Raw genomic sequence first — 7685 nt, 5'->3', positions numbered from 1 at the left:
GCTCGGGCTCGGGCTCGGGCTCGGGCTCGGGCTCGGGCTCGGGCTCGGGCTCGGGCTCGGGCTCGGGCTCGGGCTCGGGCTCGGGCTCGGGCTCGGGCTCGGGGGCAGGGTCGGCGATCGGCGCGTCCTGCACCGACACGTTCTGCGGCGACGCGTTCTGCGGCATCGGTTCGCCGTTCTCGGCGGTCGACGCACGCGCCGGATCCTGGGTCGTCTCGAGATCGTCGGCGAGCCCCGCGGGACCGGCGGCATCGCCCGGTGCCTCGGTGCGGATCGCCGCGGCGGCGCGCTCCTGCGTCGCCGAGCGGGCGCGGTCGAAGAGCGACGTGCTCAGGAGGCGACGGCGCGGCGCGGTCGACGAGCGCCTCTCCACCGGGGCGTCCGGTGCGGTGGGAGGGGCCTGCGGGGCATGGACCGGCGCGGACACCGAGGACTGCGGTGCAGGGGTATCCGGTGCCGGGGACTCCGGTGCCGGAGCCTCTGCCGACACCTCCGCCGCAGCCTTCACCGGTGTCCCCGCCGCAGACGCCTCCGTCGCAGGCGCCACAGACGCCTCCGTCGGAGCCGTCCCCTCCGTCGTCCCGGGCGGCGCCGCGACCGGTGCCGCCGTCGGGGTCGAGGGCGCGACGGCCGGGACCTGCTCCCTCTCGACGGGCTGCTCCCCCGTCGGTGCCTGATCTCCTGCCGGTGCCCGATCTCCTGAAGGCGCCTGATCCCCCGCTGGCGCCTGCGGAGGCGCGGAGTCCTGCGCGGGCGCGGAGTCCTGCGCGGGCGCGGAGTCCTGCGCGGTGGGCGGGGCCGACGGCCCATCGCCGAAGAGATCGGCGAAGAGATTCGGAGCATCCGGCGCGGGCGCGGCGGCGGGAGCGCGCGATGCGGCCGGGCGCGGCGGGGGCGGTGCCGGGGTCGTCCGCTCCGGGGCCTGCACGACCACCCGCGGCTTCGGCGGCGGGGCGGCCTTCCTCTTCGCCTTGGCCTCCTCGTCCTCAATCGACCGCTCGTCCTCCGCGACGAGCTCCGCGAGGCGTGCGCGCACCTCGTCCTCGAGATCGTCCGGGTCCGTGGTCATGTGCACGAAGCCGCGGATGCGCACGATGCCCGACTCCACGACCAGCAGGCCCGGCCGCTCCTCCGGGGGGAGGTCGCCGAAGGCGATGCGCAGCGGCGCCTCGAACTCCCGCAGAATCGCCTCATCGCCGCCGGTGACCATGGTCCGCTCCTGCGCGGTGTACACGGCGACCGTCGCCTTGCCCTTGAGCCCGATGAGCGCCCGGTCGGACCCGAGCGCGCCGTAGAAGACCGCGGGCAGCGCATCGCGGTCCTCGTACTCGCCCTTCTCGGCGAGGACGTCCAGGAAGTCCTCGCCGCTGGGCGTCCGGGCGAGCGCCGACCAGGCGGCGTCGATGAGCCGCTTGGCCACACCCGGCACGAGGATCACGAAGCCCTCCCCGCGCCGGACGAGAGTCGCCGGGCCGGGCTGGTACACGGTGCCTGCGGGCAGCAGCGGAGCGCTGCTCATGATGCACCGCGCCGGTCGACGGGGACGGGCCGCGGCAGGGTGTCCTCCTCCAGCGGGGTCGGTGTCCTGTCCGCCCCGGGTCCCGGCGCCGTGGTCTCGGCCGGGCCGGTGCCCAGGACCTCGACGGCCTCGATCACGACCACCGAGACGTTGTCGTGCCCTCCGGCGGCGAGCGCGAGCTCCACGAGCGCATCGCAGGCGGCCTGCGGGCACGGCGCGTCGCGGAGCGTGCGCTCGATCGTCGCGTCCGGCACCTCCCCGCTCAGACCATCCGAGCAGATCAGCACGCGGTCGCCGGTCTCGGCCGGGATCAGCCAGTAGTCCGGGTCCGAGGCGGGGCCCGCGCCCAGCGCGCGCGTGATCATGTGGCGGTAGGGGTGGGTCCGGGCCTCCGCGAGCGTCAGCTCCCCCTTGTCGACGAGCTCCTGGACCACGGAGTGGTCGACGCTGACCTGCTCGAAGAGGTCCTCCGAGACGCGGTAGACGCGCGAGTCCCCGAGGTTGAGGACCACCCAGTAGGAGATGCCGTCGATCGCCATCGTCGCGACGAGCGCGACGGTCGTCCCCGCGGCGTGCGGACCGCCGCTGCCGAGCGCCTCGATCCGGGCCTGGGCGGAGCGCAGCGCGGCGCCGAGGTCCTCGATCCGCAGCGTGCGGGCATCGGTGAGGCGGGAGAACTCCTCGACGGCGATCGAGCTCGCCACCTCGCCGGCCTCGTGCCCTCCCATCCCGTCGGCGACCATGAAGATCGGGGCGCTCAGGAGGACGGAGTCCTCGTTGACGGACCGGGCACGGCCGATATCGGTCGCGGCGGCGCAGCGCACGCGCACGCCCGCCCCGGCGATGGTCATCGTGCCCGGTGCGCTCATGCCGTGCGCTCCACGATGAGCACCCGGTCGCCCAGGACGAGGCGGGTCCCGGAGCGCACGGCAGCGCCGCGGTGCGGCTCGAGCAGCTCGCGGCCGCCTGCGCCGTCCTCGTGAGCGGTGCCGTTCGTCGACCCCAGGTCGGTCACGCGGATCGCGTCGTCCTCGACCTCCAGGCGCAGGTGGGTCTTGGAGATCGAGCGCGTCGTGTCGGCGATGACCAGCACGGCCTCGCCCTCGGCCCCGGAGGGGTTGCGTCCGAGCACCGCCGGGGCGGTCGCGTCGAGGGCGTTGCCGTCCTCGAGCACGACGCGCAGGCGCGGCTCGACGGGCGTGCGGGGCCGGGCGATGCGGGTGCGGTCGAGATCGTCGTCCTCGTCCTCGGGCGGGGCGGGACGCGGCGCCGCGGTGTCCGCGAGAGCGCCCGCGCGCGACGATCCGGCCTCCCGGGCTCCCTCCCCCGCTGCTCCGGTGGGCCCTGGGGCGGCGTCGGTGCGGTGGCTGCGCTGCTTCCCGGTGTCCGGGGCCCAGGGCGAGCGCTCGATGAGCCCCTCGGAGACGGCGGCGGCCGGCTGCTCCCACAGCGCCCCCGAGTCGTGCTCCTGCATGCCCCACGGGGCGCCGGGCGTGCTCATGAGGTTGTCGTGGGTGCTCACCGGCACCGGACCGGAGGGCAGGAAGTGCGCGGCGCTCTCGCGCGCATAGTCATCCGGTCGGGCGAGCAGGGGGTTGCGGCCGCTGCGGATGCTGACGACGATCGAGCCGACGGCGCGGTCGTGCAGCCCGCGGCGGGTGCGGGTGTCGAGGAGGATCGGCAGGACCATGATCAGCGAGACCAGCGGGATCCCGAGGAGGATCTGGCGTCCCAGCGCGCGCAGGATCCCGATCGGCCTCCCGGTCCGCAGGCCGACGGTGCGCAGGCCGAGCGCCGCCTTGCCCGGGGTGAGCGCCCTGCCCCCGTGCAGCCAGAGCAGGACGAGGCCGTAGGCCACCAGCAGCGCGGCGCCGACGCCGATGAGGATCTGCGCGAGCAGCGTGGCCCCGTCGTGCAGGACGATGAGGACGACGCCGATGAGGAGGGGGACGGACACCAGCGCGGAGATGAGGGCGTCGAGGATCGAGGCTCCGAGCCGGGCGAGCGCGCTGCCCGGAGCACAGCCGTCGAGGGGCGGCGCGAGACCCGCGGGGTCCTGCGCGGGGGCGCTCGGAGGCGACGTCCACCCGGAGTCCGACGGGGCGCTGGGCATCGACATGGGCCGATCGTACTGGGCGATGCCCTCGCGCATGCGGGTCGCGCCGGGAGCCGGGGGCACGAGCGACTCCCGGGAGACGAGCTCGACTGACGGCTCGGCGCTCTGGGGCGATGCACCGGCGGCGCCTGTCGGGGCGGCGTCCGCCCGGCGCTGGGGAGCGGCGGACCAGGCCCCGGGCGCATCGGCGCGTCGCTGCTGATAGGGCGAGGCCCGATAGCGGGCGCCGCACTCCCCGCACAGGTCCGCCTCGGAGGCCAGCAGCGCGCCGCACGTGCTGCAGTACCGCGTCTGCATCATGTGTCCGCACTCCCCCTCCGCGTCCGCTTCGCCCGCGCCCGCGCCCGCGCCCGCCGAGTGTATCGGCGCGGCCGCAGGGAGCGGAGCGAGACGGCGGCGACGAGACGGCGCAGGACCGAGCGCTCGCGTCCCATCGCCGTGCGCGCCCGGCGGATCTGGCCCCAGTACTCCGTGATCGCCGACTGCGCCATGTCCTCGGGGCCGAAGACCCCGCGGTCGGCCCGACGGGCGATCTCCTCGAGCTCGGCCTGCGGGAACGCGGAGCTGAGGTGACGCGCGGCCTCGCGTCGCGTGGCGCGCGACGGCGGCGGGACGCCGAGGTCGGTGGCACGGTCGAGGATCTCGACCCACCCGCCGCCGATCCGTCGGTGCGCGGGCCCACGCAGCCGCCGACGACGGCGGCGCATCGCCTTGACCAGGACGATCAGCGCGAGCAGCAGCGCCAGTCCGAGCACCGGGGCCCCCACGAGCAGGGAGATCGTCTTCCATGCCGGCTCGGGCTCCGGCTCGGGCTCCGGGCGGTCGCCCGTCTCCCCGACCATCTCGGGCGGGAGGCGGGGCGGCTCCACGGGCGGCGGCGGAGGCTGCGCGACCTGGGGCTTGGGCTGATCGATCGGCTTCTCCTCCGGCTGCGTGGGGTCGAGGTCCTCATCGGGCGTGGGGTCGAAGCGCACCCAGCCGCGGTCGCGGAACTTCACCTCCACCCAGGCTGTCGCATTGTCCCCGGTCACGGCGATGTCACCGGATCCCTCGGGGACCTCGAAGCCCACGACCACGCGGGCGGGGATGCCTGCGGACCGGGCGAGGACGGCCATCAGCGCCGCGAGCTGCTCCTGGTCGCCGATGAGTCCGACCGGGCTCGCGGCGGGGCCGTCGGAGTCGAAGCCCGGCTCGTCCTCGAGCATGGAGACGAGGCGGAACTCGTCGTGCCCCGGCGGCGAGACCGTCTCCCCCTCGAGGCCGTGGGTGAAGTACGCATGGGACTTGATCCGCGTGGTCAGATTGACCATGCGGCCGAAGTCGGTGCGCGCCCCGCCCATCCATTCCTGCGCGAGCGCCCGCACCTTCGGGTCCAGCGCCGGCAGCGCGGGCAGGTCCGCGGCGGTCTCGTCGTCGAAGCGCAGGCGATCGCGCTCGGCGCGGGAGGGCTCGGCATAGGGGACGTAGGTGAGGCCGTAGGACTCGCCCGTCGCCAGCCCCGAGCGGTCGGCGAGAGTGCCGGAGGCCTGGTTGTAGAAGAGGTTCTCCGCGATCGACACCGACGCGGTCCCCTGCGGGTCCACGCGCGTGGTGCGCTCCCCGAGACTGGGCATCCAGACGCGGTCGTAGTCTGCGACCGTGACGGTCGCCGTGCGGGTCCCGGAGATGTCGCCGGCGAGGTCGACACCGGCGGCGGTCCGCAGGAACGCCCCGGACGCCGAGTCCTTGTCCGCGCTGCCCGCGACCCGGAACACCTCGGTGTCGTAGTCGTCGAGCGTCGCCAGCGGCATCAGCTCGCCGGGCCGGGCCCCGGAGACGGTGAACAGCGTCGTCTCGCGGTCATTCATGCGGTAGCCGCGGAACTGCGCGAGCGGCGAGGTGTAGTCGAAGGGGTCGAACGGCGGCACGATCCGGTCGCGCAGCGCGTAGCGCGCGGTGCCCTCGGGCGGATCCAGGTGCTCCCGCAGCGCGACGGCCGTCCCCGCCGCGAGGGCGAGGACGAGGGCGCCGCCGATGACACGGCGGCGCAGCACCGGGTTCTTCCAGGAGCCCGGCGCGCTCGAGTCGGAGATGATCGTCGAGCGCACCGAGCTCAGGCGCGAGGATTCGAAGCGCCAGCTCAGCCAGGCGATCGACACGACGGCGAAGGCGATGCCGCGGAGGACCGGCGCGGTCGCCTCCGTGGTGCCGAACACCACCGTGACGCCCAGCAGCAGGAACGGGAGCATCCAGGCGAGAGCCGCGCGGCGGGTCCGCAGCGCGATGGAGTACGCCAGGACCGACGTCAGGAGCACGGAGATCCACGCGACCATCAGCACGCCCTGGGCGCTCCCGACGGGCGGGGCCATGGTCAGGGTCGTCTTCCACGCCCGCACGGGGCCGACGAGGAGCTCGAGGAGGGAGCCCAGCGTGGGGACCACGCCCCAGAGGGCGCGGGACGGCGCCGCGAAGGGGGTGCCCAGGGCGAGGTGGACGAGCACGACGGCGAGCGCGATGCGCAGCGGCCCCCAGGACCAGCGGGCCCCGGCGAGCGCGATCAGCAGGCCCAGGAGCATCGCGACGATGCCCGTGACGAGGTACTGCGCCCCGCCGTAGACCGTGCGGAAGCCGATGAGCGCGATGATGATCAGGACGGACAGGGCGACCGCATCGGCCCCTCGCCCCCAGCGCGAGCGGGAGCGGAAGAACGTGCGCGGCGATGCGCTCCGGCCGCGCGCGGGGTGCCCGGGATCGGTCGCGTGCGCGCCGGGGCCGGAGGCGGGGCTGGGCAGGTGCACCATCACGCCACCGCCCGCAGCGCCCGCGGCAGCTGGTCGATCTCGCCGACGGTCACGAGCTCGAGAGCGCCGATGTGGGAACGGCGGACCTTCTCATCGCTCGCGCAGCGGATCGCGATGGCGACGACGCCGGCGGGCAGCTGCGCGGCGGCGGAGCTGAGCTCGGCGGGGGACGCCTGCGACCCGACGACGAGCATGACGGCCGAGGCGTTCGGGGCCGTCTCGGAGGCGGCGCGCCCGATATCGCGCAGGCCGTGGCGCGCGCGCTCGGCCTCGATGACCGTGTAGTCGTCCATGAGCCGGCGGAAGGAATCGGTGCGCTGGCGCCCCGAGATGGTCAGGGCCGTCAGGTCCTTCTCCTCCCGGATGGTCTGCGCCGCGAGCGAGGCGGCGACAGAGACGGCGAGCTCGAACTCCTCGTCGTGGGCGTAGTGCGCGGCCGAGTTCGCCAGGGCGACCACGACGTGGGAGCGCCGCGTCTCCTCGAACTGGCGGACCATGAGGCGTCCGGTCCGCGCGGTCGTGCGCCAGTGCACGTGGCGCCGGTCGTCGCCGGGCACGTAGTCGCGCAGGGCGTGGAACGCGATGTCGGAGGAGGAGAGCGCGGAGGACGGCGTGCCTTCGAGATCGCGGAGGTACCCGGTCTCGAAGCCGCCCAGGCGCACCGTGCGCGGGTGCACGTACACCTCCTGCTCATGGGCCCAGGTGACCTGGCGCCGCATGAGCCCCAGCGGGTCGTCGCGGACGGAGCGCACCGGCCCGACGACGAGGACCTCGCGGCGCCGCGTGGGGATCGCGAAGATCTCCTCGTGGCTGCGCTCGGGCCGCAGGCGCGGCACGAGGAACTGGGCCGTGGCTCCGCCGACCGCGAGCTCGATCCGCGAGGGCATCATGACCCGCGAGGAGTCGTTGGCGACCTCGACGGTGCCGATCGCCCGCTCCCCCACGACCACGCGGCTGGCCGACAGGTCCAGCGTCACGCGGTAGGCCGAGCGCCCCAGGACGAAGACGGCCGCGATGAGCAGCGGCACGGTGAGCATGACGCCGAGGACCACGAGCTCGGTGACGTGCAGGAGCAGGCCCGCGGTCCAGCACGCGGCGGCGCCGAGCGCGACCGTCCAGCCGATCGGCGAGACGACCTCGAGTCGCGGCGCGACGTGGGCGGCATGTGCGCGCCCGATCGCGGACCGCGCGCGCCGGGCGCGCTCGCGCAGGCCGTCAGCGGCGGGGCGCGGACGGCGCGGGAGGCGGATCCCGCGGCGCGGGCGGGCGG

Annotated in this window: 4 protein-coding genes and 1 pseudogene; all 5 read right to left on the bottom strand. The window is 75.1% G+C overall.

The window, feature by feature from the left end; all coding sequences use genetic code 11:
• A pseudogene (locus FM110_RS14275) lies at positions 1 to 1519 on the bottom strand (hypothetical protein); the annotation flags it as partial.
• Positions 1516 to 2388, bottom strand: coding sequence for a PP2C family protein-serine/threonine phosphatase (locus FM110_RS07600; protein ID WP_087104174.1), 873 nt, complete (start codon positions 2386 to 2388; stop codon positions 1516 to 1518). The pseudogene FM110_RS14275 and the gene FM110_RS07600, both read right to left, overlap by 4 nt.
• Positions 2385 to 3935 carry an RDD family protein gene (locus FM110_RS13785; protein ID WP_159458008.1) on the bottom strand — a complete coding sequence of 517 codons (1551 nt, stop codon included), beginning with the start codon at positions 3933 to 3935 and terminating at the stop codon, positions 2385 to 2387. The genes FM110_RS07600 and FM110_RS13785 overlap by 4 nt, the downstream gene beginning before the upstream one ends.
• Complete coding sequence (locus FM110_RS07585; RefSeq protein WP_087104173.1) at positions 3932 to 6415, bottom strand: transglutaminase family protein; 2484 nt, start codon at positions 6413 to 6415, stop codon at positions 3932 to 3934. The genes FM110_RS13785 and FM110_RS07585 overlap by 4 nt, the downstream gene beginning before the upstream one ends.
• Positions 6415 to 7685 (bottom strand): DUF58 domain-containing protein (locus FM110_RS07580; RefSeq protein WP_143276314.1); only part of this gene is annotated, 1271 nt, incomplete at its 5' end. The genes FM110_RS07585 and FM110_RS07580, both read right to left, overlap by 1 nt.

Source organism: Brachybacterium nesterenkovii, from assembly GCF_900163655.1.
Taxonomy (GTDB): Bacteria; Actinomycetota; Actinomycetes; order Actinomycetales; family Dermabacteraceae; genus Brachybacterium; species Brachybacterium nesterenkovii.
This window is presented reverse-complemented; position numbering and strand designations above follow the sequence as displayed.

What these genes read in the sequence shown, in the direction of transcription:
- FM110_RS07600 (WP_087104174.1), bottom strand. Translation starts at nt 2,388, where the DNA reads ATGAGCGCACCGGGCACGATGACCATCGCCGGGGCGGGCGTGCGCGTG.
- FM110_RS13785 (WP_159458008.1), bottom strand. Translation starts at nt 3,935, where the DNA reads ATGATGCAGACGCGGTACTGCAGCACGTGCGGCGCGCTGCTGGCCTCC.
- FM110_RS07585 (WP_087104173.1), bottom strand. Translation starts at nt 6,415, where the DNA reads ATGGTGCACCTGCCCAGCCCCGCCTCCGGCCCCGGCGCGCACGCGACC.